Genomic DNA, 18,178 nt, shown 5'->3' on the forward strand with positions numbered 1-18,178 from the left:
CAAAACACTGAAAGGAAATCACCATGCGTCACGGCCACGGACTTCGCAAACTCAACCGCACCAGCGAGCACCGCCTCGCCATGCTGCGCAACATGATGAACTCGCTGCTGACGCACGAGGCCATCAAGACCACCGTCCCCAAGGCCAAGGAACTGCGCCGTGTGGTCGAGCCCATGATCACCCTGGCGAAGGAGCCCACGTTGGCCAACCGTCGTCTGGCCTTTGACCGCCTGCGCGACCGTGATGTGGTCGTGAAGCTGTTCAACGAACTGGGTCCGCGCTTCAAGGCCCGTCCTGGTGGTTACACCCGCATCCTGAAGATGGGCTTCCGCGTGGGCGACAACGCCCCGATGGCCCTGGTTGAACTGGTGGACCGCGCAGAACCCGCTGCCGCTGAAGGCGAAGCTGAAAAAGCGTGATATAATTCAAGTCTTGACGCGCGGTGGAGCAGCCTGGTAGCTCGTTGGGCTCATAACCCAAAGGTCGCAAGTTCAAATCTTGCCCGCGCAACCAATACTTCAGGTACCAGCCTGGCAAAAAGCCTCCCAATCGGGAGGCTTTTTTGTTTGGGTTGAACGCTTCGGTGATTGCTCAACCGCCGCATTTGATCGGTGGCTGCATCCGGTATGCCGTTTGGCTTGGAATGGGCCGAACGGCGCCGAATGTCGCGCTCAGCGCCCGGTCCAACGGGGTGCGCGCTTTTCGATGAAGGCGCGCGGCCCTTCCTGAAAATCTTCGCTGGCCTTCACCCGCTCGATCGCCTCTTGCGACAAGCGCCGCAGCGCGGCCTCGTCGTGGTCGAGCGCCAGGCGCGCCAGGCGCAGGCTTTCGCGCACCGCCACGGGAGCGTTGCTGGCGATTTCATTGGCCAGGGCCAGTGCAGCCCCGGCCAGCGCTTCGCTAGGCACCACGCGGGACACCATGCCCCACTGAAGGGCCTGCTGCACCGTGATCGGACGCCCCGTGAGGATGTGTTCCATGGCCAAGCGGGGCGGAATCGCGCGTGGCAATCGCACCAGGCCACCGGCCGCGGCAATGAGGCCGCGCAGCACCTCGGGCAGGCCAAAGCCGGCGTTCTCGCTGGCCACGATCAGGTCGCAGGCCAGTGCGATCTCAGTGCCCCCGGCCAGGGCCTTGCCTTGCACGGCGGCGATCCAGGGCTTGCGGCGCTCGCGTGAGGTGATGCCGGCAAAGCCGCCGCGCTCGGTCCACAGCGCGTCGGACCGGCCGGCGGCCACTTCCTTCAGGTCGGCCCCGGCACAAAAGGCATCGGGCCCCGCGCCCGTGAGCACGGTGACCCAGGTGTCGGGGTCGCTTTCGCAGCGGTCGATGGCGGCCTCAAGGCCCTGTGCCACCGCGGCATTGACGGCGTTGCGTGCCTGGGGGCGGTCAATGCAGACCCAGGCCACGTGGGGGGCGGCCATGCGCATCCAGACGGCGTCGGACAGGGCGATGGTGGAGTGGTCAGTGTTCATGGCGAGGGGTGTCGGGAGGAGATGGCCAGACTAGCAGCGCAGACCGCAGGGGTGTCTGCGGGCAATCCATGGCGCGCATGACCAATAGACACAAGACCTGTGCCGCTCGCATGCCCACCATCGGCCAGTTGACCCCACACACAACACGAGGAGACCCCCATGCTGAACGAGCGCCTGCGGTCGCACGACTGGTACCACCGCACCATCCCCCAACTGTTTGCGCAGACCTGTGCGGCCCACCCCGACAAGGTGGCCATCGTGTTCGCGGAGCGCGAGATGCGCTTTGGCGAGCTGCACGCGCAGGTGCAGCGCGTGGCACAGGGCCTGCTGGACCTGGGCGTGGGCAAGGGCGATGTGGTGTCTACCCTGCCGAGTGCCACGCCGGAGTTCGCGGTGCTGTACTACGCCACGCTGCAGGTGGGCGCCATCGTCAACCCATTGAACCTGTTGTGGGGCACCACCGAGTTGCGCGGCGTGCTGCAACGCAACGCGCCGAAGGTGATCTTGGCGGTGGACCAGCAAGGCCCACGCGATGTGCTGGCCCTGCTGCAGGGCGCCTTGCCCGACCTGGTGCGTGAGGGCGACCGTGCCCGCAGCGCGTCGCTGCCCTCGTTGCAGCGCGTGGTGTGCGTGGGCCGCAGCGCCCAGGTGCCCGCCGGCTACATTGACTTCGAGACCCTGCGCGACCCGTCGCGCGCCGTGGACACCGCGCGCCTGCAAGCGCTGGTGGACCAGGGCCAGGCCACCGACATCCAGTTCATGTGCCAGACCTCGGGCACCACCTCGCTGTCGAAGAGTGCGCTGTGGGACCACCGCCCGCCGCTGGCCACCGCCCACTTCGGCGCGCGCAACCTGCGCATCACCGAGGACGACCGCTACATCAACCTCGCGCCCTTCTATCACAACAGCGGTTTGTTCGCGCTCACGATGAACCTGGCTTACGCCGGCACCACCCTCTACCTCATGGACGGCTTCCAGCCCCAGGCCGCGCTGGAGTTGATCGACCGCCACGGCTGCACCTGCACCTTCGGTTTTGATGCGCACTGGCAGGGCATGCGCCGCGTGCCGAACTTCGAGACGTACCGCTTCACCATCTGCAAGGCCATCCTCGCGGGCGAGCCGCGCACCTACGACCTGGTGCGCGGCATGTGCCCACCCGGGGCCACCATCAATAACCTCTACGCCCAGACCGAAAACGGCCCGCTGGTCTCGCTGGCCGACCACGACTGCGTGAACGAGGACATCAACAAGTTCACCCACGGACGCCCGCTGCCGGGTGTGCAGGTGGTGATCAAAGACATCGACACCGGCGCCCGCCTGGTGCAGGGCGAGGCCGGCGAGATTTGCTACAAGAGCCCGTACCTGTTTCGCGGCTACCGCCAGCAGCCCGATGAGACCGCCAAGGCGTTTGATGCCGAGGGCTACTTCCACAGCGGCGACTACGGCCACCTCGACAACGGCTACGTCACCTACCTGGGCCGCCTGGGCGGCGTGGTGAAGTCGGGCGGGGAAAACGTGTCCACCACCCGCGTCACCACCGACCTGCTGAACATCTTTGGCGAGGCCTTCGACGACGTGAAGACCGTGGGCATTGACGACCCCTATTGGGGCACCAAGGTGGTCAGCTTCGTTCGCATGCGTGGCGGCCAGTCCATGCCCTCAACGGCCGAACTGCGCGAGGCCTGCAAAGGCCGCATGGCGGTGTACGAGATCCCGCGCGACTTCCTGGCCTGGAGCGGCGACTGGCCTGTCACCCCCGAGGGCAAGATCGACTTCAAGCGCCTGCAGGCGGTGGCCAAGGAGCAGTTGGCGGCCACGGCTTGAGGGGTGGATCAGTGGGCGGGCAGGCGGCGGCTGTAGGCCAGAAACACCGTGTCCCGTGCCCAGCCCAGTGACTCGTAGAGTCGCTGGGCGGTGGTGTTGGTGCGGGCGGTGGTCAGGTCCAACCGTGCCAGGCCATCGGCCGTGGCCCTCGCCTCGGCCGCCAGCAGCAGTTGGCGGCCCGCGCCTTGTCCTCGCGCTTCGTGCAGAACGAACAGGTCGTACAACACGCCAATGGGCCGAGCCTCCACCGAGCAGAAGCTGGGGTAGAGCTGGCAGAAGCCCACCAAGGCACCACTGGCGTCTTCGGCCACCAGGATCACCGACTCGTTGCGCTCGAGGCGTTGCCGAATGAAATCGGCGGCGCGCTGCGCGTCGGCGACCTGCTCGTAGAACTGGCGGTACAGGTCGAAGAGCCTGGCGATGGCGGGCAGGTCGGCGGCTTGGGCAGGGCGGGTGGTGGTGGTCATGCGGGCTCCCTTAAAGGGAGCGCAGTGTAGGGAGATGGCGTTTGCGCGGATGGGCCCGTATCCCGGATGGGCCGAGCCGTCCGGGCTCACTGCCAGATCTCGTCGCAGGTCTTGCTGCCGTCCACCAGCGGGCCGATCTCGGCCAGCAGCTTGTGGAAGGCGGGGTCCATCGCGGCTTTGCGGGTGAGGGCTTGCGAGGCGTCGATGGACTCCATCTCGTAGGTGAAGCGCAGGCGGGTGGGGGCGCCGGTCACGGGGCGTGAGAGGCGCAGGGTCACGCCGTGGGCGTCCTGGTAGTACTTCGCGATGGCCTGTGCGATGGGGGCGCCGCGCAGGGCATCGATCATGGTCTTGAACGTGACTTCGCGAGTGAAGGTGTACATGGCAGGGCCTTTCGCCGTGTTGAGCCCAAGCACTTTAGGCATTGGCCCGCTCGCCGCATTGAGCGTGCTCACCGCGTCAGCACGTGACGGCCGCGTCCACGAAAAAGCCCCGCCTGCGCGGCCAGCGCAGCGGGGCTTTGCTCGGTGCGAGGCCCTGTGTCAAGGGCCTTGGCACACGCAGCATCAGCGCATGCCGTGCACCTTCACGTCCACCTTGGAGTAGACCTCGTTCCAGTACAGGTCGGCCAGGGCGTCGGCGTTTTCCACGGGCTCCACCAGCTTGACCCACTTGGTCACCAGCGGGCGCATGGCGGCCACGAGTTCGTCGGCGCGCTTGACGTTGTGTTGCTTGGTGTAGGTGGCGGCGATGTTGGGGATGTCGGCCTCGATGGCGGCGCGCGATGCCTTCACCAGCTCGGCGTCGGCCTTGTGCACCTTGGCGCCCTTGGCCACCACCTGGTCCACGTCGCGCTTGGCGTAGGCGTGGTAACGGTAGGTGACCTGAGCGCCCATCACGGCACCGGCGCGCAGCATGCCGCGGCGCTGGGCCTCGGTGAGCTTGCGCCACACGTCGATGTTCATGTTGGTGGTGGCGCCGGAGAACACGCCGCCGGGCACTTCGGGGGTGATGTCGGTGGTCACTTCCTTGAGGTTCAGGCCGCTGAGTTCGGGGGCGGACTGGATGCTGCACTCCACCACCTTTTGCTTCATGGCCTCGAAGATTTCGTTGCCGGGCATGGACACCGGGGTGGCGCCCACCTGGCGGGCCCAGCGGGCCCAGGCCGCGCCGCCCGAGCGCAGGCGCGCGCCCTTCAGGTCGGCCAGGGTGCGCATGGGCTTGGTGCACAAGAGCATGTAGGGCGAGCTGCCACCGGTGCCGGTGTAGACCTGGCCTTGCTTGGCGAAGTCGGCGTTGCACTCGGGGCAGTGGAACATCACGAACTCGGCCATGGCACCGCCGAAGGCCAGGCCGGCCTTGTCGCCGGGCACGTTCTGCAGGGCCAGCAGCATGGACAGTTCCGAGGCCATGTTCAGGTGCGGGAACTCGGCCGGGGTGTACTGGGTGAGCACGTAGCCGATGTCGGCCAGGCCCTTGCCCAGGCCGGAGGACATCTCGGCCAGGTTCAGCAGCGACAGGTCGTACACCTTCAGGTTGACCGAGTTGTCGGTGTATTTCTTCACCGCCTCGGCGTAAATGCGGGCCGACTCGGGCGCCGCGCCGGTGGGGAAGCCCACGGCGTAGCGCAGGGTGGTCTGGGCCTGGGCGGCGCCCAGCAGGCCGGCGCCCAGGGCGGTGGCGGCCAGGATGGAACGGACGTATCGCATGCTTGTGTCTCCTCTTGTGGTGTTGCCCTCGGTGGGGCTGGTGATGGAATCGGTCGGGGGGAATCAGTCGCGGAACACGGGGGCGCGCTTCTCGCGGGCGGCGGCCACGGCCTCTCGCAGGTCTTGCGAATACAGCATGGCCGCGTTCCAGGTGGCCACGTGGTCCAGGCCTTCGGCCACGCGGTGGTCGCGGGCGTGGTTGAGCATGTGCTTGGTGCCGCGCAGGGCCAGGGGCGACTTGGCCGCCAGCGTACGGGCCACCTCGTCCACGCCCTCGGCCAGGGCCGCGTCGTTGCTGAAGCAGCGGTTGACCAGGCGCATGCCCTGGGCTTCGGCGCCGCTCACGCGGCGGCCGGTGAAGGCCATCTCGCGGGCCAGGCCTTCGCCCACCAGCTTGGGCAGGCGCTGCAGGGTGCCCACGTCGGCCACCAGGCCCACGTCGATTTCTTTCACGCAGAACCAGGCGGCTTCGCTGCAGTAGCGCAGGTCGCAGGCGGCAATGATGTCGATGCCGCCACCCACGCAGGCCGCGTGCACCGAGGCGATCACGGGCTTGGTGCAGCGCTCGATGGCGGTGACGGTGTCTTGGATGTCCAGGATGTGCTCGCGCAGGCGCTCGCGGGCGCGGCCTTCGCAGGCGTCTTGCGTCAGGGCCTGCAGCTCGTCGAAGGTGGCCAGGTCAAGCCCGGCGCAGAAGTGGCGCCCGCGCGCTTCCAGCACGCCCACGCGGGCGGCATCGGTGCGCGTGAGCCAGCGCATGGCTTCGCGCAGCTCGTCCCACATGCGCAGGTTGATGGCGTTGGCCTTGTCGGGGCGATTCAGCGCGATGCGGGCCACGCCGTCTTGCAGGCTGATGGCCAGGGTGTCCATGTCGGGAACGGTCATGGCGTCAAGCCTTTCGCCCAAAGCGCGGGGCGCGCTTTTGCACGAAGGCGGTCACGCCCTCGCGGGCATCGGCGCTGGCGCCGCAGGCCACCATGCCCAGGTGTTCTTGCGCGAGCTGCTCGTGCAGGGTGTGGCGCGCGGCCTGGTCCACCAGGGACTTGATGCGCGCCAGCGAGCCGGTGGCGCCTTGGGCGAGCGACTGCACCAGCGCCTCGGCCGCGGGCATCAGGGCGTCGTCGTCGTGCACCTCGGCCACCAGGCCGGCGGCCAGGCACTGCTGGGCGTCCAGGGGCTGGTTGGTGAACAGGATGTGCTTGGCCCGCATGGGGCCCACCAGGCGCGTGAGCGCCCAGGACACGCCCACGTCGGGGCTGAGCGCGATGGCCGAATAGCCGCCGCGCAATTTCATGGAACGCGAGGCAATCACCAGGTCGGCGCACAGCGCGATGCCGATGCCGCCACCGCCCAGCGAGCCGTTCACCGCGCTCACCACCGGCACGGGCAGGGTGCTCAGGGTGTGGATGGCCTCGTGCAGCGGGGGAATGGTGCGGTCCAGCAGCTCGGCGATGTTGTCGGCCGCCACGAAGCCGCGAATGTCGCCACCGGCGCAGAAGTGCGGGCCCTTGGCGGCCAGCAGTACGGCGCGCACCTCGCCACGCGCCCAGGCGCCGGCCACCTGGCGCACCACGCCAATGAAGGCCTGGCCGGTCTCGTCGTTGAGCACGTTGGCTTGCTCGGGCCGGTTGAGGGTGATGCGCGCGATCGCGTCGCGAATCTCCAGCAGGATGGGGGGCGTGGGGGTGCTTGGCATGGGGTGTCTCGTGGTCGGGTGGCCGCGCTCGGTGGCGCGGCTTGCGGCGCAGTGTGGGCGGGGGGCGCGCTGTCGTCTTGCGTCAACTGGCTGAGGCCCCGGCAGCCATTCGGCGCAAGACCGTGGCCGCTCTCGTGTGCACACTGAAAGTGCTTGATTGCCCTTGCCACTGCTGAGAGAAAACCCCTATGCCTTTGCCGCCGCCCGACGCCGCCCGTGAACCCCTGAACCGCCGCGAAATTCGCATTGAGGGCTTTCGCCGCGCCGATGGCCTGTGGGACGTGGAGGGCCATCTGTTGGACACGATGGCGAATGACATCGTGTTTGCCGGGGGCTCGCGCCGCGCGGGCGAGCCCATGCACATCATGGGGCTGCGGCTCACGGTGGACCTCAGCGCCACCATTCGCGCCGCCGTGGCCAGCTCGGACGCGCACCCTTTCGCGGGCGTGTGCGACCGCATCGCGCCGGCCTACGGGCAACTGGTGGGCGTGCGCGTGGGGCCGGGCTTTCGCCGAAAGGTGCGCGAGCTGTTCCCGCCCGCGCAAGGCTGCGCCCACCTGAGCGAACTGGTCATCACCCTGGGCACGGGTGTGCTGCAGACGCTGGCGCCCTTCATCGCGCAAGACCCGACCATCAAGCCCTTCAGCCTGGACGGTTGCCACGCGCTCATGACCGACGGCCCGCAGGTGCGCGAGTTCCACCCGCGCTGGTACCGCGCGCCGGTGACGGGCTGAGTGGCCGTTGGGGGCTCAGGCTTTTTTGTCGCCGTAGCTGCGCTGCATGCCGGCGCGCACGTCCATCTGCACGCCATAGGGTGGGATGGGGTAACGCAGGCCATTGCGGGCCAGGCGCTCCACGCCGGCCACGGCCTGGGCCAGTTGCGCGGGCTTGAGGGCCAGCAGCAGCTCGTCGTCGGCCACGCCGCCATAACGCCGCTCGGGGAAGCAGGGCAGTGCCAGGCTGGGCTCGCCGGTGGCCAGGGCGCGGCCCCAGGAATCGGCGCAGGCCGACTCGCCCACTGCGCCCCATTCGAGCTTGCGGTAGCCGGCCCACTGCAGGCCGTTGATGAGCAGAATCATCTGCGCCGGGTTGGCGTAGACCAGGGCGATGTCGGGGTCGCTCAGGCGCCCGGTGTTCAGCGGCGACACGGCCATGGCGTGGTAGCGGCCGTGCGGCACGCAGTGCATGGCGCGCTGGTGGGCGGCGGCGTCGGCCGGGGTGGCGAACCACACGCCCACAAAGGGCTCGCCGCGCAACCACGCTTCGTCTTGCGGGGCCAGGCCCAGCACCGCGCCGCACTGCGGGCCCACCAGGTCGTCGGCGGTGATGCCCACGGTGAAGCCCAGGCGCGCGGCCTGGCCGACGATCTGGTCGGCGGTGTGAATGGCGCCGCTGGGCCGGCGAATCTTGGGCACGGCCAGCATGTCGTCCACGCGCTCGAAGAGCTTCATGGCCACGGGCGTGGTCTTCAGGCGCAGCAGGCGAAACAGGGCGTCGACCAGGGCGGCGCCGTCAACGTCGGTGGGGGTGTCAGGGGCAGAAGTGTTCATGCGGCCAGTGTCGGCCGAGGCCGGCGCGCGGTCTTGTGCGCAGTGGCTGCGCGGCGCGCGCCACCTGGGTGTGGCCTCGGGCATACCCGCGGGTAGCCAATTGGCACAAGACCGGGGCGGGGTGCGCCCGTAGCATGGACCGAAAAAGGCCAGGGCCGGGGCGTGCGCGCCCGGCCCATCAACCCCCGGAGACAAGACACCATGAGCGCCACTTCCGCCTCTCTCACCCCATCGGCCCTTGACATGAACCTGGTCGAGCGCGTCAACGTGGGCGACATCGTCCTGCGCGCGGCCGACGTGGTCCCCGACAACGTGGCCGTGATCGAAGGCGAGCGCCGCCTGAGCTACGCCGAGTTCAACACCCAGGTGGACCGCCTGGGCCACGCCCTGCTGGGCCTGGGCCTGAAGCACCAGGACATCGTGGCGCTGATGTCGCGCAACACCACCGAGCTGCTCATCACCTACTTCGCCTGCGCGCGCGCCGGGCTGATCTGCATGCCGGTGAACCTGGGCCTGCGCCCGCACGAAATCGCCTTCTGCCTGCGCGACGCCAAGGCCCGCGTGCTGATCGCCGAGCACGCGCTGCGCGAGGTGGCCGAGGCCGCGCTGAAAGACGGCCCGCCCGAGTTGAACCAGGTGTTCTGGTTCGGCGGCCCCTGCGCGCCCGAGCAAGACTTCAACCGCCTGCTGGCCAGCGGCAGCGACGCGCCGCTGGAGGTGCTGGTGAACGACCGCGACATCGTGCAATTGCTCTACACCAGCGGCACCACGGCCAACCCCAAGGGCGTGCTCACCAGCCACCTGGCGGTGACCATGGCCGGCCTGTCCAACGCCATTGGCCACCAGTGCGGGCCGGGCTCGGTGGCGCTGGTGGGGCTGCCGCTGTTCCACTGCGCCATGCTCAACTCGGTGACCATGCCCTTCCTCATCGTGGGTGGCACGGTGGTGCTCACCAAGGGCTTCGAGCCGGGCGAAACCGCACGCGCCATTGACGAGCACCAGGTCAACGTGATGGTGCTGCTGCCCATGATGTACGGCATGTGGCTGAGCGACCCGGCCTACCAGGGCCGCACCTTCCCGTCGCTCAAGCGCGCCATGTACGCCATGGCGCCCATGCCGCCCGAGCGGCTGAAGGCCATTCACGAGATGTTCCCCAACGCCGACGTGGTGCTGGGCTCGGGCCAGACCGAGTTCACCCCGGCCACCTGCATGCAGCGGCCCGAGCACCAGTGGTCCAAGGCCAACACCTGGGGCACGGCCACCGCCATGACGCGCGTGGCCATCATGGACGACAGCGGCCGCCTGCTGCCGCGCGGCGAGACGGGTGAGATCGTCTACCGCGGCCCGCAGGTGATGCAGGGCTACCTGAACCTGCCCGAGGAAAACCAGAAGAGCTTCCGCCATGGCTGGTTCCACAGCGGCGACGTGGCCCACATCGACGAAGACGGCGCCATCTGGTTCAAAGACCGCTACAAGGACGTGGTGAAGTCTGGCGGCGAGAACGTGGCCTCCATCGAGGTGGAGCGCTGCCTGATGCAGCACCCCGCCGTGGCCGAGGCCGCGGTGGTGGGCGCGCCGCACGAGAAGTGGGGCGAGGCGGTGGTGGCCAGCGTGGTGCTGGCGCCGGGCCAGTCGGTGGACGAGGGCACGCTGATCGCGCACTGCCGCGAACACCTGGGCGGCTTCAAGGTGCCCAAGGCCATCGTCATCGTCAAAGAGTTCCCGCGCACTGGCACGGGAAAGATTCAGAAACACATCATCCGCACGCAGGTGAAAGACCTGTTCCACCAGGCCTGATCGGCCATTCCGTTTCCCTTCTCGCATGAGCACACTCGATTTCGACGCCCTGTTCAACCTGCGCGGCAAGACCGCGCTCATCACCGGTGCCTCCAGCGGCATTGGCCTGCACGTGGCGCAGCTCTACGCCCGCGCGGGCGCCAAGGTGGCCCTGGCCGCGCGCCGGCTGGACCGCACCGAGGCCGCCGCGCAGGCCTTGCGCGACGAGGGCCACCAGGCCTGCGCCGTGCCGCTGGACCTGCTGGACGACGCCTCCATCGTCGCCGCCATGGACAGCGCCGAGGCGCAGCTGGGCGCGCCGCTGAACCTGCTGTTCAACAACGCCGGCATCCTCTACGCCGCGCGCTTCGTGGACCAGGACATGGCCGAGGTGGACAAGGTGTTCGACACCAACCTGCGCGGCAACTTCCGCGTGGCGCAAGAGGCCGCGCGGCGCATGGCCAGGCAGCGCGACGGCGTGATCGTGAACGTGGCCTCCACGGCCGCCTTCGGCCCTGGCGCGCAGCTCTCCAGCTATTGCGCGTCCAAGGCCGGCCTGGCCCACCTCACCAAGGTGATGGCGGTGGAACTCGCCCCGCGCGGCATTCGGGTGAACGCGCTGTGCCCGGGCAACTTTGAGACCGACATGGCCCAGACCTTCCGCGACAAGGGCTTTGACGACAACCTCATCTCGCGCACCCCCATGCGCCGCTTCGGCCAGTTGCCCGACCTCGACGGCGCGGCCCTGCTGCTGGCCAGCGACGCCGGGCGCTACATGACCGGCGTGGCCCTCACGGTGGACGGCGGCCAGCTGCTGAGCTGGATGTGACCCGGTTCGCCGCCGCCTCTTCTGATTTCTTCTTGCAAGGCTCGCCCCATGGCTTTTGAACCCACCCCTCGCGTCGTTGAGCTCAAGCAGCGCCTGAGCGCTTTCATGGACGAGCACATCTACCCCAACGAGGCCCGCCACCTGGAAGAGGCCGAGCGCCTGGGCCCCTGGGCCGTGCTGCCGGTGATCGAAGAGCTCAAGCCCCTGGCGCGCGCCGCCGGCCTGTGGAACCTGTTCCTGCCCGAGAGCGAGCACGGCCCCGGCCTGAGCAACCTGGAGTACGCGCCGCTGTGCGAAATCATGGGCCGCTCGCTGCTGGCGCCCGAGGTGTTCAACTGCTCGGCGCCCGACACCGGCAACATGGAGGTGCTGGCCCGCTACGGCACGCCCGAGCAGCAAGAGCGCTGGCTCAAGCCGCTGCTGGCGGGCGAGATTCGCTCGTGCTTCGCCATGACCGAGCCCAAGGTGGCCTCCAGCGACGCCACCAACATCGAGTCCAGCATCCGCCGCGAGGGCGACGAGTACGTGATCAATGGCCACAAGTGGTACACCACCAACGCCACCGACCCGCGCTGCAAGATCGCCATCTTCATGGGCAAGTCCGACCCGGACAACGCCGACCGGCACAAGCAGCAGTCGATGATTCTGGTGCCCATGGACACCCCCGGCATTCGCGTGCTGCGCTCGCTGCCGGTGTTCGGCTTCTACGGCATGCCCGACCGCGCCGCCGAGGTGGTGTTCGACAACGTGCGCGTGCCCGCCAGCCACATGCTGCTGGGCGAGGGCCGGGGCTTCGAGATCGCCCAGGGCCGCCTGGGGCCGGGGCGCATTCACCATTGCATGCGCCTGATCGGCCTGGCCGAGCGCACGCTGGAGAAGATGTGCCGCCGCGCGCAGGAGCGCGTGGCCTTTGGCCAGCCCGTGGCCACCCAGGGCGTGACCATGGAGCGCATTGCGCAGGCGCGCATCCTGATCGAGCAGACCCGCCTGCTCACGCTGAATGCCGCCGAGCGCATGGACACCGTGGGCAACAAAGAGGCCAAGGCCGAGATCGCCATGATCAAGGTGGCCGCGCCCAACATGGCCTGCCAGGTGGTGGACTGGGCCATTCAGGTGCACGGTGGTGGCGGCACCAACAACGACTTCGGCCTTACCCACGCCTACGCCATGGCCCGGCTGCTGCGCCTGGCCGACGGGCCGGACGAGGTGCACCGCAACCAGATCGCCAAACTGGAGCTGCGCAAGCACCGGCCGTCGCCCGCGGTTCAGGGTTAACCCTGGAAAAACACCCCCTTCCGGTGCCGAATGTCGCCAAGGCGAAAGTCATAGCCATTTGACACAAGATGCCCCCGGGGGGTTTGCCTACACTGGGGCAAAAGGCGGAAACCACCGCCACCGCGGCGACCAACAGCCGCACGGCGCTCCCAACTCGGGAGCATCGAACACAGGAGACTCAGAGATGCGTGTGGATCAGGATCGAACGGGGCCCTTGGTGGTGCGGCGCAGCGCCAGCAACGAGCGGGTGATGTGGATCACCCCCGATCGCGTGTTCTACGTGGGCCTGCTGGGCGCGCCCTCGGTGCGCAACTTCGGTGCGGTCAGCGTGTACGTGGGCCTGGACTGCCCGGTGAGCGTGAGCGTGGACGGCGGTGAGTGGGAAACCAGTCACGTGGCCGTGGTGCAGCCCTACACCCCGCACCAGGTGGCCTACGCCTCGCGCAACATCGCCGTCATTCACATCGAGCCCGAGAGCGTGGACATGGCGGCCCTGCCCAAGATGCTGCGCCACGGCAATGGCGCGGTGCAGGCCGACGAGTTCCGCGCCCACGTGCTGCGCTGCCACCAGGCCATCATCCGCAACGGCCAGAACGCCGTGGAGCCCATGCTCGATTTCGACACCCTGGTGTTCGGCTCGCCGCTGGCCTCGCGCACGGTAGACCCGCGCATCGCCCAGGTGCTCGATCGCATCCGCCGCGACCCCTCCAGCCAGGCGCAGGCGCAAGACTGCGCCGAGCAGGTGCACCTGTCGTTCTCGCGTTTCCTGCACCTCTTCAAGAGCGAGGTGGGGGCATCGTTCCGCAGCTTCCGCACCTGGAAGCGCGCCCGCAGCCTGCTGCACTACGTGGTGGACCAGAGCACCACGCTCACCGACGTGGCGCTGGGCGCGGGCTACCCCGACTCCACCCACTTCAGCCATTCCATCCGGCAGGTGTACGGGCTCAAGCCCAAGGACATCTTCGCCGGCTCGCGCAAGCTGCGCGTGATCGGCCCGGGCCTGTTCGCCTGAGCCTTCGGGGGCCAGCCGGCCCCAGTCCCCACCCGGCCTGACCGGGTTTGATTCAAGCGGTGCCGCCTGCGGGCGGGCCGGGGTGGCGCTCGCCTGTGCGGGCAGCGCCGGGCGGGGCGATCGGGCCTCGCCGTGGGTTTTCCGACGGATTGTTCAGAGGATCGACATGCCACACCAGCCAAACCCCCAGGCCAGCCAGTTGAAGGCGCAAGTCGCCGCCTTCATGGACGAGCACATCTACCCCAATGAGGCCCGCTACGCCGAGGCGCTCAGGCAATCGCCCAACGGCCACGCGCCGGCCTTTCTGCAAGCACTCAAGGCGAAGGCCCGCGCGCAGGGCCTGTGGAACCTGTTCCTGCCCGGCCACCACGGCGCCGGCCTGAGCAACGCCGAGTACGCGCCCCTGGCCGAGCTGATGGGCCGGGTGTCCTGGGCGTCGGAGGTGTTTAACTGCTCGGCGCCCGACACCGGCAACATGGAGATCCTCTCGCTCTACGGCACCGAGGCGCAGAAAGAGCGCTGGCTCAAGCCGCTGATGGCCGGCGAGATCCGCTCGGCCTTCTCCATGACCGAGCCGGCCGTGGCCTCCAGCGACGCCACCAACATCCAGTGCGAGATTCGCCGCGACGGCGACCACTACGTGATCAACGGGCGCAAGTGGTACACCTCGGGCGCGATGAACGCGGCCTGCCAACTGCTCATCGTGATGGGCAAGACCGACCCGGACAACGCCGACCGGCACAAGCAGCAGTCGATGATCCTGGTGCCCATCGACACCCCGGGCGTGACGATCGTGCGCAACATGGCCGCCTTCGGCTACGAAGACCTGCCCGGCGGCCACCCCGAGGTGGTCTACGACAACGTGCGCGTGCCGGCCGAGAACCTGCTGCTGGGCGAGGGCCGGGGCTTCGAGATCGCCCAGGGCCGCCTGGGCCCGGGGCGCATTCACCACTGCATGCGCCTGATCGGCTGCGCCCAGCGCGCGCTGGAGCTGATGTGCCAGCGCGCCACATCGCGCGTGGCCTTTGGCAAGGCCCTGGGCGAGCACGGCTCGGTGCGCGAGGACATTGCCCACTCGTACTGCGAGATCGAGCAGGCCCGCCTGCTCACCATGATGGCGGCCGAGAAGATGGACCGCGAGGGCAACAAAGCCGCGCGCGATTTGATCGCGGCCGCCAAGATCGTGGTGCCGTCCATGGCCGCGCGCGTCATCGACCGCGCCATTCAGGTGTTTGGCGCGGCCGGCGTGTCGCAAGACACCTTCCTGCCCGAGGCCTATGTGTACGCCCGCTTCATCCGCATTGGCGACGGGCCCGACCAGGTGCACCTCTCGGCCCTGGGCAAACAACTGCTCAAGCAACACGGCGCGGCGAGGGCGGCATGAGCGCGGTGGTCAGCGCCCCCCCGCTGGACCTGCCCCGGCTGGAGCGCCACTTCGCCACCCACGTGCCCGGCGTGGGCCGCGTGCTGGAGGCCACGCGCCTGGTGGGCGGCAACTCCAACCCCATCTGGCGCCTGCGCGCCGAGGGCGGCCTCTACATCCTGCGAACCCAGCCGGCCGGGGCCTTGCTCAAGTCGGCCCACGCGCTGGACCGCGAGGTGCGCGTGATCCAGGCCCTGCACGGCACGGCCGTGCCGGTGGCGCGCATCCACCACCTGTGCCACGACCCGGGCGTGATCGGCGTGCAGTTCTATTTGATGGATTGCGTGGACGGCGAGGTGCACCGCGAGGTGGCCCTGCCCGAGGTGCCGCGCGAGCAGCGCGCCGCGATCTACCACGCCGCGCTGGACACGCTGGCCACCATCCACCGCACCGACCTGGCCGCCACCGGCCTGAGCGACTTCGGCCGCCCCGGCAACTACTTCGAGCGCCAGCTCCACCGCTGGAGCCAGCAGTACCGCACCGCGCTGCCCGAGGGCCTGCCGGCGGTGGACGCGCTGATCGACGCGCTCACGCCCCTGGTGCCCCAAGGCCATGCCCCCACCGTGCTGCTGCACGGCGACTGCCGGCTCGACAACCTCATGTTCGAGCGCGGCACGCCGCGCGTGAAGGCCGTGCTCGACTGGGAACTCTCCACCCTGGGCCACCCGCTGGCCGACCTGGGCCAGTTCCTGGGCGTGCAGGAACTGCCGCCCGACTACCTGCTGCCGGGTCTCGCCGGCGTGGACCGCGCGGCGCTGGGCATTCCCAGCCAGCGCGAGATGGCGCGGCGCTACCTGGGCGCCATGGGCCTGGACGGGCTGGACACCGAGACCGACCTGCGCTTCTTCAAGGCCTTTGCCCTGTTCCGCCAGGCCGCCATGTCGGCCGGCCTGCTGCGCCGCGCCCGCGAAGGCACGGCCGTGGCCGAAAGCGCCCTGGCCTTTGGCGAAACCACCGAGGTGTTCGCCGAGGTGGGCCTGGCCGTGCTGGCCGCGCCCGACGTGCACTGACACCGGAGACCGCCATGCCCCGCACCTTCACCGACGAGCAGTTGCGCGACATCGCCACCCCGCCCGAGCAACACGCCCTGGCCGCCCTGGCGCGCGGCGACCTGCCGGCCGTGCAGCGCTGGCTGGACGAGATGGCCGCTGGCCACGCCGGGCTGGACGCGCTCTCGCTGCACGCGCTGGCGCGCAAGGCCGGCAAGCTGCGGCAAGACGTGGGCGAGGCAAAGGCCCTGCAGACGCTGGCGCGCGTGGGCCGCCAGCTCATGGCCACCTGGACGGCGCAGTGGCAGGCCGGCGACGCGCGCGGCGCCATTGCCGACCTGGTGGCCGTGTTCCGCCACCAGGTGGGGGCTGGCCTGGCCCCGCTCACCGAAGACGACGAGCACGTCACCCTCTGCCTCACGCCCTGCGGCAGCGGCGGCCGGGTCGACCGCCAGCGCCTGGCCGACAAACACCCCGCGGCCTACGGCGGCTGGGCCGACGGCGTGAACAGCTACTGCCAGGGCTGCAAGGCGCAGCAGCGCGCCCTGAACGACAGCTTGGGCTTTGATGCCTGGACCAGCGAGAAGCGCCCCGACGGCGCCTGCGTGCTGCGCTTTCACAAGGGCGCGCAGCGCGGCCAGGCCCTGTTCACCGAGGCCGAGCGAAGCGAGCTGACGCAGACCCGCGTGCAGCGCGCCCGCGCCCGGCTGGCGCAGGGCAACACCGAGGTGGCGGCGCTGATCGACGGCCAGCGCAAGGAATGGATGCCCTGGCACGACTTCGCCGTGGTGTGGCTGGCCCACCTCTACGCCGCCGCGCTGGAGATCGGCGGCCAGCCCTACCTGGACGAGCTGCTGGCCCAGACCTACGAGCCCGCCTTCGTGGCCGGCTTCCCGCGCTACGCCGCGCTGGACGACGAGGCCCTGGCGCGCGAGATCGCCCGCACCTGGAACTACCACTGCGCCGACTTCCGCCTGCACGAAGAAAACGAGCGTTTCGTCTTCACGCTCGACCCCTGCGGCAGCGGCGGGCGCCTGCTGCGCGGGCAGATGTGGCGCGACATGTTCCATTACGGCGCGCCGCTCTCGCCCCTGATCGCCGAGCCGCAGCCCATCAACTTCATGCGGCGCGACGCACCGTCGTACTGCACCCACTGCGCCGCGTCGAACCGCGCGCAGTTGCGCGGCGCGGCCGACCCGGCGGTGCCCCTGTTCTTCGTGATCGACGGCCACGCCCAGATGGCCCCGGGCATGCCCTGCCGCACCTACGCCTACAAGCGCGGTGCCGACCGGGCCCGCGTTGACGCCGCCCTGTTCCACGAGGTGGGCCTGAGCGCGCCCACCCCACCCCAACCTTGAGGAGAACGAGCATGAGCACCCCCACCCCGCGCCACCCCTTTGACCTGAGCGGCAAGGTGGCCCTGGTCACCGGCTCGACCATAGGCATCGGCGAGGCCACGGCCCGCGTGCTGGCGCAGGCCGGCGCGCACGTGGTCATCAGCAGCCGCAAACAAGAGGACTGCGATCGCGTGGCCGCCGAGTTCCGCGCCCAGGGCCTGAGCGCCGAGGCGCGCGCCTGCCACATCGGCCGCATGGAAGACATCGCCGCCATGGGCGAGCACCTGCACGCCACCCACGGCGGGCTGGACATTCTGGTGAACAACGCCGTGCTCAGCCCGCTGCGCAGCATTGACGACACCGAACTCGGCCTCTTCACCAAAACCGTCGAGGTGAACCTGCGCGGTTACTGGTACCTCTCGCTGGAGGCCACCAAGCGCATGAAGCCGCGCGGCGGCGGCAGCATCGTGAACATCGCCTCCATCGCCGCCCTGCACCCCGACCGCAACCTGGGCCTGTACTCCACGCTCAAGACCGCGCTCATCGGCATGAGCCGCAGCTTCGCGCTGGAATACGGCGCCTTCGGCATTCGCGTGAACACGGTGATGCCCGGCCTCATCAAGACCAAGCTGGCCAACGCCTACGACCCCGAGCAGCAGGCCCGCACCATCGCGCGCACGCCCGTGGGCCGGCTGGGCGAGGGCGAAGACATCGGCAACGCCGTGCTGTACCTCAGCAGCCCGGGGGCGTCTTTTGTGTCCGGCGCCAGCCTGGTGGTGGACGGTGGCCTGACCGTGGCCTCGCAGTGAAGGAGCG

Annotated in this window: 18 protein-coding genes and 1 tRNA gene; 12 read left to right on the forward strand and 7 right to left on the reverse strand. The window is 69.2% G+C overall.

Annotation, left to right across the window (positions count from 1 at the left end; translation table 11 throughout):
- The first annotated feature begins 23 nt into the window (after window positions 1-23).
- Together rplQ and ACE3RQ_RS05370 are read left to right on the forward strand one after the other, a co-directional pair.
- Window positions 24-419, forward strand: coding sequence for a 50S ribosomal protein L17 (gene rplQ, locus ACE3RQ_RS05365; protein ID WP_374520668.1), 396 nt, complete (start codon window positions 24-26; stop codon window positions 417-419).
- 17 nt (window positions 420-436) lie between these two features.
- Window positions 437-513 (forward strand) — tRNA-Met (locus ACE3RQ_RS05370).
- Window positions 514-671: 158 nt separating this feature from the next.
- On the opposite strand, the gene ACE3RQ_RS05375 is transcribed toward ACE3RQ_RS05370, so the two are convergent.
- On the reverse strand, window positions 672-1,475 hold the full coding sequence (locus ACE3RQ_RS05375; protein ID WP_374520670.1) for an enoyl-CoA hydratase-related protein: 804 nt from the start codon (window positions 1,473-1,475) through the stop codon (window positions 672-674).
- Window positions 1,476-1,634: 159 nt separating this feature from the next.
- Here ACE3RQ_RS05375 and ACE3RQ_RS05380 point away from each other — a divergent pair, with 159 nt between their 5' ends.
- Window positions 1,635-3,299 (forward strand): class I adenylate-forming enzyme family protein, encoded by a 1,665-nt coding sequence (locus ACE3RQ_RS05380; RefSeq protein ID WP_374520671.1) that lies wholly within the window; start codon window positions 1,635-1,637, stop codon window positions 3,297-3,299.
- A gap of 8 nt (window positions 3,300-3,307) precedes the next feature.
- Here ACE3RQ_RS05380 and ACE3RQ_RS05385 read toward each other — a convergent pair whose 3' ends face one another.
- The 5 genes from ACE3RQ_RS05385 to ACE3RQ_RS05405 form a co-directional block, all read right to left on the reverse strand.
- Window positions 3,308-3,766: an N-acetyltransferase family protein gene (locus ACE3RQ_RS05385; RefSeq protein ID WP_374520673.1), complete on the reverse strand. Its 459-nt coding sequence runs from the start codon at window positions 3,764-3,766 to the stop codon at window positions 3,308-3,310.
- Window positions 3,767-3,852: 86 nt separating this feature from the next.
- Window positions 3,853-4,149 carry a hypothetical protein gene (locus tag ACE3RQ_RS05390; RefSeq protein WP_374520675.1) on the reverse strand — a complete coding sequence of 99 codons (297 nt, stop codon included), beginning with the start codon at window positions 4,147-4,149 and terminating at the stop codon, window positions 3,853-3,855.
- 183 nt (window positions 4,150-4,332) lie between these two features.
- Window positions 4,333-5,475, reverse strand: a complete 1,143-nt coding sequence (locus tag ACE3RQ_RS05395; RefSeq protein WP_374520677.1) for a C4-dicarboxylate TRAP transporter substrate-binding protein — start codon at window positions 5,473-5,475, stop codon at window positions 4,333-4,335.
- A gap of 63 nt (window positions 5,476-5,538) precedes the next feature.
- Window positions 5,539-6,360, reverse strand: a complete 822-nt coding sequence (locus ACE3RQ_RS05400) for a crotonase/enoyl-CoA hydratase family protein (RefSeq protein WP_374520678.1) — start codon at window positions 6,358-6,360, stop codon at window positions 5,539-5,541.
- A 4-nt stretch (window positions 6,361-6,364) separates the two neighbouring features.
- Entirely contained in the window at window positions 6,365-7,171 is an 807-nt protein-coding gene (locus tag ACE3RQ_RS05405) for an enoyl-CoA hydratase/isomerase family protein (RefSeq protein WP_374520680.1), read from the reverse strand.
- Window positions 7,172-7,359: 188 nt separating this feature from the next.
- Between ACE3RQ_RS05405 and ACE3RQ_RS05410 the strand changes: the two genes are divergently transcribed.
- Complete coding sequence (locus tag ACE3RQ_RS05410) at window positions 7,360-7,905, forward strand: DUF2889 domain-containing protein (protein ID WP_374520682.1); 546 nt, start codon at window positions 7,360-7,362, stop codon at window positions 7,903-7,905.
- A gap of 15 nt (window positions 7,906-7,920) precedes the next feature.
- Here ACE3RQ_RS05410 and ACE3RQ_RS05415 read toward each other — a convergent pair whose 3' ends face one another.
- Window positions 7,921-8,721 (reverse strand): DUF169 domain-containing protein, encoded by an 801-nt coding sequence (locus tag ACE3RQ_RS05415; RefSeq protein WP_374520684.1) that lies wholly within the window; start codon window positions 8,719-8,721, stop codon window positions 7,921-7,923.
- Window positions 8,722-8,922: 201 nt separating this feature from the next.
- Between ACE3RQ_RS05415 and ACE3RQ_RS05420 the strand changes: the two genes are divergently transcribed.
- From ACE3RQ_RS05420 to ACE3RQ_RS05455, 8 genes are all read left to right on the forward strand, one after another.
- A complete protein-coding gene (locus ACE3RQ_RS05420) occupies window positions 8,923-10,518 on the forward strand; it encodes a class I adenylate-forming enzyme family protein (RefSeq protein WP_374520686.1) in 1,596 nt (531 codons plus the stop codon).
- 25 nt (window positions 10,519-10,543) lie between these two features.
- Window positions 10,544-11,326, forward strand: a complete 783-nt coding sequence (locus ACE3RQ_RS05425) for an SDR family NAD(P)-dependent oxidoreductase (RefSeq protein WP_374520688.1) — start codon at window positions 10,544-10,546, stop codon at window positions 11,324-11,326.
- Window positions 11,327-11,374: 48 nt separating this feature from the next.
- Window positions 11,375-12,601 carry an acyl-CoA dehydrogenase family protein gene (locus ACE3RQ_RS05430; protein ID WP_374520690.1) on the forward strand — a complete coding sequence of 409 codons (1,227 nt, stop codon included), beginning with the start codon at window positions 11,375-11,377 and terminating at the stop codon, window positions 12,599-12,601.
- Between the two features lie 184 nt (window positions 12,602-12,785).
- The gene (locus ACE3RQ_RS05435; RefSeq protein ID WP_374520692.1) at window positions 12,786-13,613 is read left to right on the forward strand and encodes a helix-turn-helix domain-containing protein; all 828 of its coding nucleotides are present in this window, start codon (window positions 12,786-12,788) and stop codon (window positions 13,611-13,613) included.
- A 166-nt stretch (window positions 13,614-13,779) separates the two neighbouring features.
- On the forward strand, window positions 13,780-14,997 hold the full coding sequence (locus tag ACE3RQ_RS05440; RefSeq protein WP_374520694.1) for an acyl-CoA dehydrogenase family protein: 1,218 nt from the start codon (window positions 13,780-13,782) through the stop codon (window positions 14,995-14,997).
- A complete protein-coding gene (locus ACE3RQ_RS05445) occupies window positions 14,994-16,046 on the forward strand; it encodes a phosphotransferase family protein (protein WP_374520696.1) in 1,053 nt (350 codons plus the stop codon). The genes ACE3RQ_RS05440 and ACE3RQ_RS05445 overlap by 4 nt, the downstream gene beginning before the upstream one ends.
- A 14-nt stretch (window positions 16,047-16,060) precedes the next feature.
- Window positions 16,061-17,383: a hypothetical protein gene (locus ACE3RQ_RS05450; RefSeq protein WP_374520698.1), complete on the forward strand. Its 1,323-nt coding sequence runs from the start codon at window positions 16,061-16,063 to the stop codon at window positions 17,381-17,383.
- Window positions 17,384-17,394: 11 nt separating this feature from the next.
- Window positions 17,395-18,171 (forward strand): glucose 1-dehydrogenase, encoded by a 777-nt coding sequence (locus ACE3RQ_RS05455; RefSeq protein WP_374520700.1) that lies wholly within the window; start codon window positions 17,395-17,397, stop codon window positions 18,169-18,171.
- The last annotated feature ends 7 nt before the right edge of the window (window positions 18,172-18,178 follow it).

This window comes from Hydrogenophaga sp. (assembly GCF_041913525.1).
Classification (GTDB): Bacteria; Pseudomonadota; Gammaproteobacteria; order Burkholderiales; family Burkholderiaceae_C; genus Hydrogenophaga.